This is a genomic window from Candidatus Zixiibacteriota bacterium, from assembly GCA_026397505.1.
GTDB lineage: Bacteria > Zixibacteria > MSB-5A5 > GN15 > PGXB01 > JAPLUR01.
Genome location: JAPLUR010000119.1, coordinates 1 through 15,933 on the forward strand (window position 1 = coordinate 1; position 15,933 = coordinate 15,933).

The 15,933-nt window shown below is 48.5% G+C and carries 15 protein-coding genes; 11 read left to right on the top strand and 4 right to left on the bottom strand.

Translation table 11 applies throughout. The features are described 5' to 3' along the window. Positions 1-266 precede the first annotated feature (266 nt). The 3 genes from tyrS to NT002_12285 are packed head-to-tail and all read left to right on the top strand — an operon-like array spanning position 267 to position 4,828. On the top strand, positions 267-1,481 hold the full coding sequence (tyrS, locus tag NT002_12275) for a tyrosine--tRNA ligase (protein MCX6830037.1): 1,215 nt from the start codon (positions 267-269) through the stop codon (positions 1,479-1,481). 3 nt (positions 1,482-1,484) lie between these two features. After that, complete coding sequence (locus NT002_12280) at positions 1,485-3,128, top strand: tetratricopeptide repeat protein (protein MCX6830038.1); 1,644 nt, start codon at positions 1,485-1,487, stop codon at positions 3,126-3,128. Further along, a complete protein-coding gene (locus tag NT002_12285) occupies positions 3,125-4,828 on the top strand; it encodes an Ig-like domain-containing protein (GenBank protein MCX6830039.1) in 1,704 nt (567 codons plus the stop codon). Before NT002_12280 ends, NT002_12285 begins: the two co-directional genes overlap by 4 nt. A gap of 186 nt (positions 4,829-5,014) precedes the next feature. Here the strand turns inward: NT002_12285 and NT002_12290 are convergent, their stop codons facing one another. The 4 genes from NT002_12290 to NT002_12305 all read right to left on the bottom strand — a co-directional run bounded on the left by NT002_12290 (position 5,015) and on the right by NT002_12305 (position 8,624). Continuing rightward, positions 5,015-5,611 (bottom strand): OmpA family protein, encoded by a 597-nt coding sequence (locus tag NT002_12290; protein MCX6830040.1) that lies wholly within the window; start codon positions 5,609-5,611, stop codon positions 5,015-5,017. Positions 5,612-5,722: 111 nt separating this feature from the next. Next, the gene (locus NT002_12295; protein ID MCX6830041.1) at positions 5,723-6,526 is read right to left on the bottom strand and encodes a carbohydrate ABC transporter permease; all 804 of its coding nucleotides are present in this window, start codon (positions 6,524-6,526) and stop codon (positions 5,723-5,725) included. After that, a complete protein-coding gene (locus NT002_12300; protein ID MCX6830042.1) occupies positions 6,523-7,386 on the bottom strand; it encodes a sugar ABC transporter permease in 864 nt (287 codons plus the stop codon). The genes NT002_12295 and NT002_12300 overlap by 4 nt, the downstream gene beginning before the upstream one ends. Continuing rightward, the gene (locus NT002_12305) at positions 7,383-8,624 is read right to left on the bottom strand and encodes an extracellular solute-binding protein (protein ID MCX6830043.1); all 1,242 of its coding nucleotides are present in this window, start codon (positions 8,622-8,624) and stop codon (positions 7,383-7,385) included. Before NT002_12305 ends, NT002_12300 begins: the two co-directional genes overlap by 4 nt. 156 nt (positions 8,625-8,780) lie before the next feature. On the opposite strand from NT002_12305, the gene NT002_12310 reads away from it, so the two are divergent. The 8 genes from NT002_12310 to NT002_12345 all read left to right on the top strand — a co-directional run bounded on the left by NT002_12310 (position 8,781) and on the right by NT002_12345 (position 15,764). After that, positions 8,781-9,578: a hypothetical protein gene (locus NT002_12310; protein MCX6830044.1), complete on the top strand. Its 798-nt coding sequence runs from the start codon at positions 8,781-8,783 to the stop codon at positions 9,576-9,578. After that, positions 9,579-10,196 (top strand): hypothetical protein, encoded by a 618-nt coding sequence (locus NT002_12315; GenBank protein MCX6830045.1) that lies wholly within the window; start codon positions 9,579-9,581, stop codon positions 10,194-10,196. Continuing rightward, complete coding sequence (locus NT002_12320) at positions 10,196-11,002, top strand: hypothetical protein (GenBank protein ID MCX6830046.1); 807 nt, start codon at positions 10,196-10,198, stop codon at positions 11,000-11,002. The genes NT002_12315 and NT002_12320 overlap by 1 nt, the downstream gene beginning before the upstream one ends. 1 nt (position 11,003) lies before the next feature. Continuing rightward, a complete protein-coding gene (locus tag NT002_12325; protein MCX6830047.1) occupies positions 11,004-11,615 on the top strand; it encodes a hypothetical protein in 612 nt (203 codons plus the stop codon). 172 nt (positions 11,616-11,787) lie between these two features. After that, a complete protein-coding gene (locus NT002_12330) occupies positions 11,788-12,555 on the top strand; it encodes a DUF72 domain-containing protein (protein ID MCX6830048.1) in 768 nt (255 codons plus the stop codon). Between the two features lie 56 nt (positions 12,556-12,611). Beyond that, on the top strand, positions 12,612-13,547 hold the full coding sequence (locus tag NT002_12335; protein ID MCX6830049.1) for an ATP-binding cassette domain-containing protein: 936 nt from the start codon (positions 12,612-12,614) through the stop codon (positions 13,545-13,547). Further along, positions 13,540-14,841, top strand: a complete 1,302-nt coding sequence (locus NT002_12340; protein ID MCX6830050.1) for an ABC transporter permease — start codon at positions 13,540-13,542, stop codon at positions 14,839-14,841. Before NT002_12335 ends, NT002_12340 begins: the two co-directional genes overlap by 8 nt. Continuing rightward, on the top strand, positions 14,838-15,764 hold the full coding sequence (locus NT002_12345) for a serine hydrolase (protein MCX6830051.1): 927 nt from the start codon (positions 14,838-14,840) through the stop codon (positions 15,762-15,764). Before NT002_12340 ends, NT002_12345 begins: the two co-directional genes overlap by 4 nt. Positions 15,765-15,933 lie beyond the last annotated feature (169 nt).

Here is a 15,933-nt window from a genome sequence, read left to right on the forward strand (position 1 = left end):
TCCGAAAGCGCAAAGACTATGTTTCTCCTGCTAAAATCTAACTCGTTATACGACATTAGGTGTCTCCTTTTGAATCAGCTTGTAAATCTTAAGGATACACCTCTTGTCGTTTTTACACACTTATAAAGATATTACCTGGAATAGCCCCGTAGAATATTAATTCTTGTTTTTTTGGCGGGAATTGGTTATTCTCGCAAGAGGCTGAAAGGAAATGCCTTAACCGATATTGCCGAATAACCGATAATAATCAGAGAGCCATAATTATGATGAAGGAATTTCAGGAACAATACGAGATAATATCCCGCGGGGCGGTTGAGATTTTGCCTGATGAGGAATTCAGAGCCAGGCTCAAAAAATCTATTGAGGAGAGTAAACCTCTCCGTGTTAAACAGGGATTTGACCCGACCGCGCCGGACATCCATATTGGTCACACGGTTGGGATCCGGAAACTGAAGCAGTTTCAGGAACTGGGGCATCAGATTGTGCTCATCGTGGGAGATTACACGGGTCTGGTCGGGGATCCCTCCGGCCGGTCGGCGACCCGTCCCCAGCTCTCTTATGAGAAGATTATGGCCAACGCCGAGACATATCAGAAGCAGTTTTTTAAGATTCTTGATGAATCAAAAACGGAAATCCATTTCAACGGTGAATGGTTTTCCAAGATGAATTTTAGAGAGATAATGCAGCTGGCGGCCAAATTCACCGTGGCGAGGATGCTGGAACGAGATGATTTTGACCTTCGCTTCAAAGCCGGCAATCCGATCTCTGTCCATGAGCTTTTTTACCCCTTGATGCAGGCGTATGATTCGGTGGCAATCAAGGCCGATGTGGAAATCGGAGCCACGGAGCAGAAATTCAATCTGCTGACCGGGCGTGAAATCCAGGGTGACTATGGTGTTCAACCGCAGATGATACTGACCCTTCCGGTTCTGGTCGGCACCGATGGAGTTAACCGGATGTCCAAGTCGCTTGGAAATTATATCGGAATTGATGAAGCAGCCGGGGAGATGTTCGGCAAGGTAATGTCTATCCCCGATAATTTGATATACTCCTATTTTGAGCTGGCCACGGATGTCACACGTGAAGAGCTGGTCAGAATTAAGGCACAACTTGAAGATAAGGCCCTTAATCCAAAGACTCTGAAGGAGGAATTAGGCGAAACTCTCGTCCGGATGTATCATTCACCGGAAGCCGCAAGAGAGGCCCGGGGGGAATTCAAAAGAATATTCAGCCTGCATGAAGAGCCGGACGAAATAAGAGAATATGACTGTCATAAATATGGCGGGAAAGCCTGGATTGTCAGATTGATGACTGAGGGGGGCCTGGCGCCATCCCATGGCGAAGCGCGCCGTTTAATAAAGGGGGGAGGAGTCTCGATTAATGGCGAAAAAATAGCCGATGAAAATCTGGAACTGACTCTGCAGGATAATATTCTTCTGAAAGTGGGGAAGAGGAAATTTCTCCGGCTACGATGTCAATGAAATATGGAAACTCATACGGCCCGATTTGATTACAAGCTCTATATGCGAAGATTGTATTTTATTGTTCTGATTTTGCTTCTGGGGATTGCTGATGGTTGCGGCGGCGGCAAGGCATTGAAGGGGATCGATCAGGGAACTTCAGGATTTCCACCTTTGCCAAGCCGGAATATGATTGACCGTCAAGCCTATTCCTTCTATGCCAATGGCACAATATTCGAGGCAATGGGGGAAATTGACATGGCCAATCGGCAGTATGCCGAGGCACTGAGATTCTATCCTGACTCCCCGGAGATTCGCTATGCTTATGCCGGGACATTTTTCCGTCTGGGAGATTACCGTCGTGTTTTAAGGGAGTTGGAAAGCGTGCGTCGCCGCGGGGTAGGCCACTGGCTTCTTCTGGCCGACAGCTATCGCGCTCTGGGGGTCGATGACTCCGCGCGGACAGCCTATCGCGAGGCGGTCAAAATCGATTCCAATAATGTCGGCGCTTATCATTATCTGGCCGCGTTCTATCAGCAGGGCAACCAATTGGATTCGGCGGTCTGGGCCTATGGGAATATTTCTCACATATCACCCAGCTTTCGTGTTTTTCAGGAAATCGGCAATCTGCAGATGCGTCTCAACCGTCTCGACGAGGCGAAGGGGAGTTATTTTCAATCGATCACTCTTGATTCCAGCGAGAATAATGTCCGATCATATCTGGGGATATCGGTAATATATGAGCAGAGCGGGAATCGAGTCGAGGCCAAAAGATATCTCGAGCTGGCCGGCCGTCTTTCGCCCGGGAATGTTATGATTCAGAATCGTCTCCTTGGATATTACGAAGAAGATAATGAATTAGACAAGGCTGTCGTCGTTGCCAGAAATATTATTCCCCTCGCGCCACAGGATCGCAATCTGGTACGAAGACTGGGGATAATTTATTATGATGTCGATAGTCTCCGACTGGCTGATTCGATATTCACACTGCTCCTCAATCAGGGGGATGAAAATATCCTCAATTATTATTATGGCGGCCGGACGGCATTCCTGAAGGGAGATTATGACCTGGCGAGGACCGATTTCAGAAGGGTGACGGCTATGGCCGATTCCGTGGTCGATGGCTGGCTGAATTTGGGACTGGTCTATCAGGTACAGGATTCAGCCGATTCGGAGATACTGTCATATCGGGATGGTCTTCAATTTATGAAGAATCCCGACGATTCGGTGCGATTGCTATTTGTAATGGCCGCGGCATTGGAGAAAAAAGGAAGTTTTGATTCATCCGTCACCATCTTCGAAAGCATATTGAAAATCCGCCCGGAGCACAGTCAGTCTCTCAATTACCTTGCTTATATGCTGGCCGAAAGGGGCGTTCGACTCGATTATGCGACCGAATTGGTCCAGAACGCTCTCGCGATAATTCCGGATAATGGCGCTTATATCGACAGCTATGGCTGGATATTGTATAAAAAAGGAAATTTCCGCGGCGCTCTGGAGCAGATGCTTCGCGCCTATAATTATATCAGTAATGATGCCACCATTCTGGAACATCTGGGGGATGTCTATCAAGCTCTGGCCGACTCCGCCAATGCCCGCATATTCTGGAAAAGGGCGCTGGAAATCGATCCCGGAAACAGAGCGATCAAGGAGAAATTGGAGCAATGAGGCAGCGTTATTCTCATTTGATCCTTTTTCTGCTTGCATCCCTGTCGCTCATATTCATTCACTGCGCCCGAATCGAACCGCCACCGGGCGGGCCGATTGATAAAACTGCACCGACAATTTTGGCATCGGTTCCCTCGGCCGATTCGGTGAATGTCGCCCGGGGTGACAATATCTCCGTCACTTTCTCTGAGAACATTGACCGGGCTTCGGCTCAGTCGGCCGTTTTTATTTCTCCGCGCCCGTCCGGAATAATGAGATACAAGTGGAACGGCAGGATCCTGAATATTCTGCTTCCACAAACATTGGCGGATAGTACAACCTATGTGGTCAGCATCGGTTCGGCGGTCACTGACCTGCGCGGCAACAAAATGGAAAAGTCACATGTTTTTGCTTTTTCAACCGGCGGGCCGATAAGCCGGGGCGAAATTGACGGCGTCATCTTTCAGCAGGCCAAACCGGCCGCGGGAATGACGGTCGGCCTTTTTGACAGCGCTTCCATCGGAATAATCGGGCGTTCCGACTCCCTATATCCGCCGTTTTTGACACAATCGGGCAAGAACGGTGAATATGCCCTGCAGTATCTCCCGCGGGGCGGATACTTCACGTTCGCTTTCGATGACAGAAATAAGAATCAGTTTTTTGACTATCCGCAGGAGGCCTACGGCTTGCCTGACCGAATGGCCCACATTGACACCGGGTTCGCGCCGCGCAATATCAACTTCAACCTTCTTAAAGATGATACCAGCACTGTCTCCATTATTTCCGTTTCTATTACCGCCGACCATTTACTGAAAGTGCGTCTCTCGCGAGTGATTCCAGCGGAATTGATCAAAAGCAATCTGGAAAAGGTTTTCCTGATGCCAGAAGACACTACGAGCAAGGGGATTAATCCGGCTGCGATATTGGAGAAAGAAACAGATACCATCTCGGCCCTGAATTTCTATTTTCCGTCGCTTGCCGACGGCCATTATCGTATTAGGATAGAAAAGGAAGCAGTCAATCAGAGAAATGACAGCAACTCATTTATAGAGAGCGCCGCCTTTGACATCGAGTCTGAATCGGATAGAAATCGACCGACAATAACCTCGATCTCACATTCCGGGAAGATTGTTTTTCCGGCCGACAGCGTTATTGGCATACAATTCTCAGAACCGATAAACCGGCAAACATTCAATGACAGTGCTGTCAGCATAAGCAGTTCCGACAGCACCCTTCTTTCTGCCGGATGGCGCTGGAACGACGATTTTCGCCTGAATCTGCATGTTTCCGGGCTGGAGTGGGGTAAAGTATATCAAATGATGGTGAACGAGCGGCTGATATCCGATATGGCGGGGAATCAGGCTGGAGATTCAATCAAGACATATACGTTTAAGACCTACAGTCAGGATTCTCTGGGATCCGTGTCGGGTACGATGGCCATAGATTCAGATGTCGATACGGTCGACATTCCATATCTCAAATTCAAATCCGTAACCGACAATAAAGCTTTTACCTTCAGCATCATGGGAAAGCATTTCAATTTTCAATTGCCGTCCGGGAAATATATCCTGAATGGATTCATTGACCGTGATGCCAATGGCCGACAGGATTTTGGTTCTCTGTTTCCCTTGAAGCTGGCCGAGACCGGCGCTATCTATCCGGACACGGTCCGAATTCGTTCTCGTTTCGAATCGGCCGGGGTAGAGTTTATCTTCAAATAGTATGCATTCATACCGGCTCTGTGACCGAATCAAGTTACCTTTCCGGCATTCCGGAAACTTTTTCAAATCATGAATCTGAGATATCTTGTCCGCATGAAACGGCAGAAACGGCGACAGCCATAGTAAAAAAATAAAGGCGGGGTCATAACGTACCCCGCCTCTAAAGTCTGCATGGTAGATTCCGAATTAAGGCAGCGGGCCCCAGAGCTTCAGGATCACGCGGCGGTTCTTAGCGTTAGCATTCTGTTCATCCGGCATGGCAATCGGCTTTGCTTTGCCATAACTGACCGTGAACATCCGATAAAGGGCGATGCCGAATTTGTCGGTCAGATAGGTCTTGACCGCTTCGGCCCTTCTGATGCCGAGCAGGAAATTGTATTTGGCAGATCCACTGCGGTCGGTGTGACCGGCGACCTCCAATATCGAATGGGGATTATCGATCATCTTCTGACCGAGCCCTTCGATATTGTCCATGGCCAGCTGATTGAGTTCATAGCTGTCGTAATCGTAATTGACAGAGCCTTCCCATATGACCCGGTAATTTTCAAATCCTTTGGCCTGATTAAGAGCCTTATCGGTTTTGTCCGAGAGTTCTTTGGTCAGTGCTTCCATCTTCTTGATTTCATCGGCATTCATATCCGACTGCGCCTTAACCGTCTTCACATCGGAATCAACCTTGGCCTGCATTTCCGATAGCTTCTGGTCGACATACCCTTTACTGGCGCATCCAGCTAGCAATAAGGCTATCACCGCCAGCGCCAATAGGAAAATCCGGGTTTTCATCTTACCTCCAATTATGTTTAATATGATCGAATTCTCTTTCAAACCTCAATAATTGCAAAGGATATATGACGAAATTTCTCGAAAGTCAATATAAAATATAAGATTTTTGGGCTATTGCTTTACGGCACCGGCAGTTATGCCGGAAACTATCTGCCTTTGGAAAATAAGAAAAATTACCAGAACCGGTAGAACGGCCAGAGTCGAACCGGCCATCAAGTGCGGCCAGTCAATCGCCTGATGCCCCTGATAGAGGGCCAGACCCACCGGCAGCGTTCGCACCGATTCCGAACTGGTCAAAATAAGAGGGAAAAGAAATGAGTTCCAGTTGGTCATGAATCCCTGAATGGCCAGGACCGCCAGAGCCGGTCGACAAAGAGGCATGACCACTCTGAAGAGGACAGTTAATTCGCTGGCGCCATCCATCCGTGCAGCTTCCTCCATCGATGCCGGCAGGGTGTCAATATATTGCTTGACCAGAAAGACACCTATTGGATTGACCAGAAAGGGGAGAACCAGAGCCCAATAGGTGTCGTACATTCCTGCTTTATAAATCAACAAATAGAGGGGGATGATTATGATATGGGCCGGGATCATCAGAACAAATATAACCGAATAGAACCAGAGGTTTTTGCCAATGAACCGGTAGCGGGAGAAAGCATATCCGGCCATAAAGCAGAAAAGAATATTGCCCAGCGTGACCACTATCCCGACCATGGTCGAATTAAACAAATAGATTAACATATTTCCGGAACTAAATATATCATAATATGATAATAATGTATATTGTGCTGAAAATAGAGAAGTAAGGGTGACGGTTAGAGCCGCCGGGGCGAGTGAAACCCGGAACATCCAGAAAAGGGGAAAGATCATGATGACAAGAATAAAGGCGAGCAGGAGATACTTTGCCGGTCTCACCAGGTGTTCCTCTGCTTAATTAATCCGAATTGCAGAATGGAGAATCCGGCGATGATGAGGAAAAGGATATAGGCGGCCGCGGATGCGTATCCGAATTCAAAGCGGTTAAGGCCGGTTTCATAGATAAAGTAGACGGCGCTGGAAGTGCCATAATTCCCTTTGGTCATGACAAACATCTCGATAAAGACCTGAAAGGATTTGATGGTGTTGATGACGATGACAAAGAGGGCGACCGGTTTCAGAAGCGGGAGAGTTATATGGAAGAATTTGCGTATGGAACCGGCCCCGGCGACATCAGCCGCTTCATACAGTTCGCCCGGAATTGACTTTAAACCGGCCAGAAACAGCAGCATATAATATCCCACCGACATCCAGACATCCATCGCCATAATGGATAAAAGGGCGGTCTTATGCGAGAGCAGAAAACCATTTTCCGGCGGCGTGAGGCCAACCATCTGTGACAGGAGGCAGATATATCCCCCGCGCGAATAGAGATTGGTGAAGATTAAGGCAATGACCACCATCGAGGTGATCGATGGCATGAAAAATCCGGAGCGAAACAGGGTCCTGCCGGGGAAATTTCTATCAACCAGGAGAGCGAGAAAGAGGGAAATCACGGTGGTGATCGGAATCGTTCCCAGAACAAAGATGAAAGTATTTTTCAGTGCTTCGAGAAAGGCGCGGTCGGAGAAAAGGGCGACAAAATTGTCCATTCCTACCCAGTTATAGGTGGGGCGGAGAAGGCGATAATCGGTGAATCCAAGATAAAGCGAATAGCAGAGCGGAAAGAGCCAGAAGATGAGGAACGTTATTATCCAGGGGGAGGCAAAGAGATATCCAATCGACCGGGACGACCTCATTTATTATCAATCAGTTTCTGAATATTATTGCGCGCTTTGTGTAACGATTCGGCCGACGGTGCACCGTTGAAAAGTACTTCCTCAAGCATATTCTCGATGATATCTTCAATATCGACCCATCGCCGGTCAGGTGGAGGAAACGGAGAAAGATTCATTTCCATAATGAAAGCCTCAAGATTGGGGTCATCGCTGAAGAATTTATCCTTGGCAGCGGCTTTGCTTGAGGGATTGGCTGAGTAGTTGGCCCGGCAGAATTGCAGCTGATTGTCCTTTTCGGTGAGATATCGTATAAATCTCAGCGCCTCGACCGGGTGAGCGGATTTGGCGCTAACTGCCAGATACTCTCCGCCGACAAAAGACTTGCCGGGATAAGTGGGGCCGGGTATAAGGGAGGTCGTAAAATCAATCGGATTCTTCTCATTTCGGATTCGTTTGAGGAGCCAGTCGCCTGAAATGATGACGCCTACTTTCCCGGCGAGGAAAGCATCCTCGAGGCGCCGCTGGGTATCGACCATGGAGCAACTGTCATTAAGAAATTTGTATAATTTGAGCGCCTCGTAACCCTTCTCGCTTGAAATTACGGCATATTTGCCGTCTTTGCTGATAATTCGCCCTCCGGCGGCCCAGAAGAAAGGAAGGAATTTCTTATATAATGTATGTTTTTCCGCGGCGTTAGACCCAAACCCATAAATATCCTTGCCGAGAGAGTCAATCTTAAGGCAGAGTTCCTTTAATTGGTCCCAGTTTGCCGGGGCGTAGCGGTCTTTGAAGCCAGCCTGCTTGACAAGGGCATTATTGACAAACAGCACACGCGTTCCCAGTATCCAGGGAAAAGCATATATTTCCCGGTCGAAAATGGCCGGTGGCCAGCCGTAGAATCCGGCCGTATCCTCTATTATATCTCTAGTGATCGGGGTCAATAGCCCTTCTGAGGAAAATTCGAGCACCCAGTCGGAACCAAGCTCGACAATATCGGGAGCCGTTCCGGTGGAGAAGGCCACAACAATCTTCTCATGGCCATTCCCCCAGGTAAGGTCGGTCATTTCAATTTTGATTCCGGGATTTTTGGCTTCAAAATCAGAAATCATTTTCTCGATGGTTGGCCGGATAGACGGATCGGTCCAGAACTGCCACCATTCCAGCGTGACCGGGCCGCTCTGACGACCACCCTGAGAACAGGATAGAATTCCCATAAGGGAGAGTGCGGTCAGTAATCCAATCAAACATGCCTTTTTCATGATTCGAGAATATAAATCCAATCTGCTGTTGTCAAGTCAAACTTTTTGTTGATTTATGACCGGTGAATCAATTTACTAATTTCCATGCGCTTTCTCTTATATTATCGAATCGGTCTCTATACAGCATTGATATGCTTTCTTAATCTGACAGCCGCTATGGCCGGCGATAGTCCAGCAGAGAATAAGGGTTGGTTTGACAGCGGTACCATGCCCACACTGGTCATATCGATCATTTCCATTATCGTCGTGCTTTATGCCATAATATCCCTTAGAAAAGGGAAGAAGTTCAAGATCAGGGAAATCCCCGGACTTAAGGCAATTGAGGAAGCAGTCGGGCGGGCGACCGAAATGGGGGCACCGATTCTCTTTACCCCGGGATACGGTGGCGATATCCAGCGGCCGACAACAATTGCTTCGATGAATATTCTATCGACGGTCGCCGAGAAGGCGGCGGAGTACGATTCCCGGCTGATATACCCGACACACGACCCGGTCATCATGGCCGTGGCCCAGGAGGTAGTAAGAGAGGGATGTATCAAAGCCGGCTACCCGGACCGATTTCGGGCTGACGATATTTTCTATATTTCATCATCGCAGTTCGGATATGCTGCGGCGGTCGATGGTATAATCAGCCGCACCAAACCGGCATCAATTTTCCTGCTCGGAACCTTTGAGGCTGAATCGCTGATTATGGCTGAAACCGGCAATGCGGTCGGCGCCATACAGATTGCCGGAACAGACTCCACCATACAGCTGGCCTTCTTCATTGTGGCCTGTGATTATACTCTGATCGGCGAGGAGCTCTTTGCCGCCTCGGGATATTTGACCGGGAATGACTCTATTCTGGCCTCGGTAAGAGCGCAGGATCTTCTGAAAATTCTCATTGCGCTATTTGTGGTTCTGGCCGTCATCTGGGCGACCGTCGATCCGACATCGAGCTGGTGGAGATATTAGATGGCGACAAGGATTCCGCTGCTGATTTGCCTGATTTTCGGCGTCATAATGTTCCTGCAGTATTTTTCGGTTCACCCTCTGGCCAAAGCGGCCTACAGCAATATTCTTGACTGGTGGCAGATAATCTTCGCCTTTACTCTTCTAGTCGGGGCGGCCGGATTTATGAAAAACAGTCTCAAGAGCATCAGCTTCAGAAAAGAGACGCCATATAAAACGATTGCTCTATTGGGCCTGGTCATGATGCCAATCCTGGCCCTGGCGGGGGGAACAAGAATTGGTTCTCCATTCCTTTGGGTTTTCGAAAATATCCAGGCGCCGATGCAGGCGACGGTTTTTTCGCTCTTGGCCTTTTTTGTCGCCTCGGCCTCGTTCCGCGGTTTCCGCGCCCGCACCGTACCGGCGGCCATTCTGCTTGTCGCGGCTGTGATTGTATTGATTGGACGGGTGCCGATTACGGAATTGCTGTCAAGCACTTTTCCCAAAGTCACATTCTGGATCCAGAATTATCCCTCGATGGCGGCCCGGCGGGCGATTCTGATCGGCATCGGTCTTGGCTCCATGACCACCGCCCTGCGGGTCATTCTCGGCATTGAACGTACTTACCTGCGGGGTGAGTGATGGATCGGCTCAGGGTAAGATGGATCATATTTTCCTCGCTCTTTATAGTCGTGGTACTATCCTATTTGGTCACGTTAAGGATAGAAACGACTCCCTCGCCGGAAGTGCGGAGGGCCTTTGATTATCTTGAGAATCTGCCGGATTCATCGGTAGTGATGATCTCATTTGACCATGAGGCATCCTCCCTTCCCGAAATTCAACCGATCACTCTCGCTCTGCTTCGGCATGCTTTCCGAAGGAATCTGAGGGTCGTCGGTCTTTCGCTCTTTGCCGAGGGGACCGCTATCGGATACCGTATGCTGAATAAAACCGCTCAGGAATTTGGGCGGGTGTACGGTCAGGACTATCTCTTTCTCGGATTCAAGCCGCAGCATATTTCCGCCATCCTGGGTATGGGAGAATCGATCAGGCGAGTTTTCCCCGAAGATTATTCGGGGAATAAATTGGACAATCTCGCCTTGATGAAGAATATTTCCAACTATGGCGATATTGCTGTTGTGATATCAATTGCCGACGGTGACAGGACGGTGCAATGGATCGAGTATGCGGGAGCGAGGTATAAACAGAAAATTATCGCCGGGATCACCGCGGCCATGATTACTACGTACGATCCGTATCTCGGATCGGGACAACTCTATTCGGCCGTGGGGGGATTGAAGGGGGCCGCCGAATATGAGAATCTTGATGGACATCTCGGCGGAGGGAATCGCGGTATGATCTCACAGACCGCGGCTCATCTCTTTATAATCTCTCTCATCGCAATTGGGAATATTCTTTATTTCCGGAATAGAAAGGGGAGAGGCTGATATGGATTGGGGTGTAATGATCGCAGGGCTTCTCACCCTGGCCATATACTCATTTCTATATAAGGACAACCCGGTATATAAAGCGGCGGAATCGCTTCTTATCGGCCTCTCGATAGGATATGCCCTGGTCATCTACTGGCAGACGACCCTGATGGATATTCTATTTTATCCTCTGATCAGAGACACGAAATTGATTTTGATCATTCCTTTAGTCCTGGGGCTGATGATGTTCAGCCGGTTCACGCGAAAATTCTCATGGTTGTCGCGAATACCGATTGCACTCATGATCGGCGCCGGCGCCGGAGTGGCCATACCGGCGATGCTTTATGCCCGCACATTGAAGCAGGTCTCGGCTTCGGTGCAACCGATGATTGAAAACGGGAATTTCAATATTTCGGCTTTGGTAGTGGTGATCGGAATGATATCGACTCTGGCTTATTTTTATTTCAGTCGCGAACATGACGGCGTCATGGGGAAAGTGGCCAGACTGGGGACTTATTTTTTGATGATTTTCTTCGGAGCCACCTTCGGCTATACGGTTATGTCCCGGCTGTCAACTTTGATCGGGCGCGTTGATTTTCTATTGATTGATTTTTTGCATGTTATCCAATGACCTGTCCGAAATGCAAAATAAGGATGAAGGAACTGAAGCGTTCCTTCCATAAACAGCGGAAATGGGTCTGCCCGCAATGCGGCAAGATCCGATTCCAGCAGGCGGGAATTAAGAAGTGACAGCAACTATTGCGGATCAATTTCGTAAAATCGGTGGAAGATATAATTAGGCTATGGAAATAAAGGTCGGCACGTCGGGATACAGTTTTGATGATTGGGTCGGACCCTTTTATCCTCCGGATATTAAGAAGGGGAAAATGTTCGACCATTATGTCAAACATTTTAATACCGTGGAAATAAACTCCACCTACTATCGTATTCCGCACCCGGCGGTGATGGCCAACATCGAGGAGAAATCCCCGGCCGGGTTTGAATTCATCGTCAAGACACCCGACATACTCACGCACAAAAGAAGAGAGATTGAAAAGGGAGTCGCTGAATTCTGCGAATGTCTGAAACCGATGTCTGAATCAGGCAAGTTGAAAGGATTGCTGGCGCAGTTTCCATACTCATTCAAGTTTTCAAAGGAGAACCTCGATTATATCAGCCGCTGCCGCGACCTCCTACAGCCCCATCGGCTCTTTACGGAATTCCGGCATAACAGCTGGGTTAATAGGGAAATGTATGATTCCTTGCGAAAAGAGAATATTGGTTATGTGGCGGTGGATGAGCCGCAACTGCCGGGGCTTCTGAAGCCGGACCTTTTTACTACCACCGACACCGCTTATCTTCGCCTCCACGGCCGTAACAGCCGGCAATGGTGGGAGGGGGGAGCGCTGCGGTATGATTATGACTATAGCCCGGAGGAATTGCAGGAATGGAAGGAGCGCGTGAAAAAACTTGAGGGGAAAGCCGGCAAGCTTTATATATTTTTCAATAACTGCCACCTGGGGCAGGCAGTCAAAAATGCCCGACAAATGAAGGAAATGCTGAATCTCTGATTTTTTTATTGACCTTCCGTAGTTCTGATGTTAAATAGCGGTAGATTGGAGTCATTGTGCAAGAGTATTTGAGACTGGACAACATTCGCAAGGCTTATGACGGCAAGGTAGCGGTCGACAGCCTTTCTCTTTTAGTTCCCAAAGGGGCTATTTATGGCATTCTCGGCCCCAATGGCGCCGGCAAGACAACCACTATCAGAATGATAATGGATATTATCGCGCCCGACTCCGGGAACATCCTGGTGGAAGGACGAAAGGCCGACGGGAATTTCAAGAATCGGGTCGGATACCTTCCGGAGGAACGGGGACTATTCAAGAAGATGACATTGCTCGAGGTGATCACTTTTCTGGCGCAGGTGAAAGGCTGGGACAGAGCCCGGATAAATCAGGCGATCGACCCGTGGCTGGAGAAGATGTCCCTTTCGGAGTATAAGCTGCGTAAGGTGGAGGAGCTTTCGAAAGGTATGCAGCAGAAGCTGCAGTTTATTACGACCCTTATTCATCAACCGGAACTGATCATTCTCGATGAGCTCTTTTCGGGACTGGATCCGCTAAATATCGAGCTTATTAAGGGGATTCTTCTTGACGAGAAACGGCGCGGTACGACCATCCTATTCTCTACCCATGTTATGGAGCAGGCGGAAAAATTGTGCGATTTCATATGTCTGATAAATCAAGGGGAAAAAGTGCTTGACGGGAGTCTTGCCGATATCAAGGCGAAATTTGGAAAGAACTCCATTCAGATTGAGATGGCGGGCGATGGCTCTTTCATTCGGGAAATGGCCGGGGTGGAATCTGTTTCCGAGTTCAACAATTATTTCGAATTGAAACTGGCTCATAACGCCGACAGCCATGAGATTTTGAAACAGATTGCAGATAGAGTCAATATCAGGCGGTTTGAAATGATGTCTCCATCGCTGTATGGAATATTTATCGAAGTGGCTCGTACCGACCCCAGAAGAACATCGGGAACGGAGGCATCAAATGTCTAAGCTCTGGATTCTTATCGCGCGGGAATATGCCCAGGTAGTCAAGAAAAAATCATTTCTGATAGGAATTCTTCTTACTCCTATATTTATGATCGCCATTACCGTTCTTCCGGCTATGCTGGCTACCAAGAAACCGGCGACAATGGAAAAGATTGCCATTATAGACCTCGACCAGCAGGGGATAGGAGAGGCATTCAAAGAGGCGATAAAGCGTTATAAACTGGATGACAGCACGCCATCTTATAAAGTTACTGATATATATGTGATGGATCCAGATGACTCTATCGCCGTCGCCGAACGCAGACAAGCCCTGGACTCGCTGGTTTCCGGGGGGACTTTGAAAAGCTACCTGATTCTGGGGAAAGGTATAGCCGATAAAGATTCGGCTTATCTGGTTGCCAAATCATTCAGTATCAGCACCGCCTCGCGCTTTGAGAATCGCATTTCGGATATTCTCGCCGGCATACGACTCAAGAAATCTAATATCAATCTGAATTCCGATTCGGTATTGACTCTAACCCGGAGAATTGAACTGACCCAGCAAGCGCCGGGCGGCAAGGTGCGTGATTTTCTGACGATGTATATGGCCGGGATTGTCTTTGTCATGATAATTTTCTCAACCGTCATCGGCTATGGACAAATTCTAATGCGCTCGGTCATCGAGGAGAAAAATTCCCGGATAATGGAGGTGATGATTTCATCCGTTTCTCCATTCCAGCTTATGGCCGGAAAAATAATCGGTCTCGGCCTGGCCAGCCTGACACAAGTGGGAGTCTGGGTGATCATTGGACTGGGAATTTATAGCTATCGCGGGGCGTTAAATGTCAGCGCCGATATCTCCGGGATAATATTTAATCCCGTATTTATCACCTTCTTCGTAATTTATCTGGTGATTGGATATATCCTTTATTCTACTTTATTCGCCCTGATCGGCTCGGTCTGCAACACCGACAAAGAGGCACAGAACTTTTTGTTCCCAATCACCATGTCGCTCATCTTTCCGATTATTATTGCCATGTACATAATTCAGGAGCCTGATTCGGTCCTGGCGGTGACCCTGTCGCTGGTTCCGTTCTTTACCCCGACTATGATGATTTTGAGAATGAATGTGATTGGAGCCGAGAATTTCTCATTTGGCAACCCAATTATATTCCAGGCAGCGCTGGGGGTGGTCATTACAACCCTGACGACAGTGCTGGTTATCTGGCTGACTTCAAGAGTCTTTCGAATCGGGATTCTGATGTATGGCAAGAGGCCGACTTTGCCGGAAATCATTAAGTGGATGAGATACAAATGAAACGTTTCTCCAAGAAATCAAAGCTGAAAGTAATAATCTTCATTATTGCGGGGGCCGCCGCCATATTTGTCATCGGACGTAATATTGTCCTGAACGAGATTGGTTCAACGCCACTGGCGAACCCGGTTGCCGGCAGAAGAGCTTTTGATTTCGACCTGCCCGACAGTAATATTTGCGCCGGCATCCGCCTCAATGTAAAATCCGGAATAGCCATTGATAACAAGACGCATAAGGTTCTGTACTGCTATAACGCCGATTCCATGATGCCGGTGGCCTCAATTTCGAAATTGCTCACGGCGATGGTGGTTCTTGATAACTATAAACCTGATTCCATCATGACCATCACCGAAGATGATGGTACGAACTCCGCCAAATCCAGCCTGCGGATAGGGGAGAGGATAACAGTCAGGGATCTTCTTCACGTGGCCCTCATCCGTTCCGACAACCGGGCCGCGCGGGCCCTTTCCCATTCTGTCTCCCCGAACTTTGAGACCTTCGCCAATAAGATGAATGCCAAAGCGAGGGAAATCGGACTGACAAATACGGTTATGTACGAGCCGACCGGTCTTGATGAGCGGAACCGCTCCACGGCGGCCGACTGCGCCCGCCTTATTAATCAGGCAATGCTTTATCCCGAAATCGCGCGGATTACTAGCCTGAAAGATTACACCTATCGGACCGTTGACCGCAATAAACTCAAGAGAGTTGTCAACACCAATAAACTGGTATTCTCCAAATATAGAATTCTGGCCGGCAAGACCGGCTATATTTCCGAGTCGGATTATTGTCTTACCACGGTTATGGAGGATGGCTCGGGGAGGAAAGTTACCGTGGTTGTTCTGGGCGCTCCCGGCCCGCAGACGCGTTTCCGTGAAGCCCGCCGGCTGGCCACCTGGGCGTTCAGCCGACTGGGTAAGTCATAATCATGTAGCGCCTGTTGCCCGGCACTGAACGGTAATGTCAATATTAGTGTGGAAATTGGTATATCCTTTTTTTCATTTATTTAGGCTGCTTTTTGTATCATGTTTTTGATGGTTTTTATTATTTCATTGTTTCTGTGCCATTTATGATTGAAATAGTTGAATAAAGCAT